This is a genomic window from Xenorhabdus sp. PB61.4, from assembly GCF_963894935.1.
Taxonomy (GTDB): Bacteria; Pseudomonadota; Gammaproteobacteria; order Enterobacterales; family Enterobacteriaceae; genus Xenorhabdus; species Xenorhabdus stockiae.
Window position 1 is genome coordinate 1 of the sequence record NZ_CAWQJR010000122.1, and the last position, 1,794, is coordinate 1,794.

At 53.2% G+C, this 1,794-nt stretch carries 1 protein-coding gene; it reads right to left on the reverse strand.

Annotation, left to right across the window (positions count from 1 at the left end; genetic code table 11):
* Positions 1-1,794 (reverse strand): condensation domain-containing protein (locus tag AACX68_RS07085; RefSeq protein ID WP_228860850.1); only part of this gene is annotated, 1,794 nt, incomplete at both ends.

Genomic DNA, 1,794 nt, shown 5'->3' on the forward strand with positions numbered 1-1,794 from the left:
GCAGACGATCAATGCCGGGCTGCGCTCGACACAGATAGCCACCCGATCATCCGGTTGTATCCCCAATCCAATCAAATAATGGGCCAGTTGATTAGCCTGACGGTTAAGTTGTTCATAACTCAGTGTTTGCCCTTCACAGACGACAGCAATAGCTTCCGGCGTTTGAGCCACTTGCTGTTCAAACAGTTCATGGATGAGGGCATCCTGCGGAAAGTCAGCTTGCGTGGCATTGAAATCCACCAGTAATTGCTGACGCTCGGAAGCCGGCAGGATGGATAAGCTGAGTACCGGTTGCTGAACGTCAGCGGTCAGTGCATCAGCCAGCTCACTGAGAGTAATGAGCAGATAATGCACGACTCTATCAGGAGCAATCCCGTCCACGGTCTGAGCAGTCAGCGTGAAACCGTTTCCGTGATCATCCACTGAGAGCGCAATAGGATAGTTCGTCCGCTCCTCAGACTGCAATACACGCATGCCTACCCAACCGGGATTTTCACCCGTGTCTGACGGACTGTGCCGGTAATTGAGCAGAACGCTGAACAGAGGCAAGGGCGGGCTCACTCCGCTGCACCGTTGCGCCAGTGCCAATGGCGCCTGTTCATGTTCCAGTAAGGCAGCTAAATCCCGCGACGTGGCTAGTACGGCTTCCCGTACATTCTGAGTGCTCAGGGATATCCTGATCGGCAGGGTATTGATAAACATCCCCATCACCTGATCGGCCCCTGTGGTGCCTTGCAATCGTCCCGACAACACCGTGCCGAAGACCACGTCATCACGTCCGCTGGTGTGGGCCAGCACCTGTGCCCAGGCGACATGGAACAGCACACTCGGGCTGATCCCCAGCTGGCGGGCCAGTGTGCGCAGGGTATCAGCCAGCATGCTATCCAGCTGCAAGCGGGCTTCTGTAATAGCCTGTCCGTCGCCCTGTACATTCAGTAAGCCAAACGGGGCAGTGGGTTCATCAACCCCGGCCAGTCGCTGACGGAAGTAATTCTCGTGCACTGAAGCGGGTACGCTCAGCGTCTGGGCAATAAAGTTGCGATACGGCAGTGGCGCAGGCAGGGATTCCCCTCGTCCCTGTAAGACTTGCTGGATTTCATCTATGATTAATTCCAGTGTCACATGGTCGCTGACCAGATGATGGTAATTCAGCGTTAACAGCCATTCGTCACTGTCCGGATCATAGGTGGTACTGGCAGCGAACAACGGAGCCTGACTGATATCCAACCGACACGGCATATTTGCCTGTAATTGTGCCGGGATATTCTCTGCTGATGTAGGAATGAACGGTATTACAAACAACTTCGCCTGTCGCCAGACCACCTGTACAGGTTGGCTAAGGCCTTTCCAGTAAAAAGCCGTCCGCAAAATATCATGGCGATCGATGACCTGTTGCAGCGCCGCAAGGAAATCCTCCAGACGCGCGCGGGTATTAAAAGCCAGTATGCTGTTTGACAGGTAAGCATCACCACTTTCCTGTAACTGGTGATGGAACAGAATACCTTCCTGTAAAGGGGATAGGGGATAGATATCCTGTACGTTGGCGGCGCCATCGGGAACAGTTGCAACAATAATATCAATTTCTTCTTGTGACAGTGTCACTAAGGGTAAGAGATCAGGCGTAATGACAGTACAATCAGCAGAAATGCGATTGGGTGGTACCACAGAATCAGGTATGTTTTCCTGGGTCTGTATTGTCTGCGCCATATCTGTAAGTCGTGGTGCTGAAAAGACGCTACGTACATCCAGTGCGTATCCCCGGCAGCGCAACCGTTCAATCAGGCTGACCGCGAT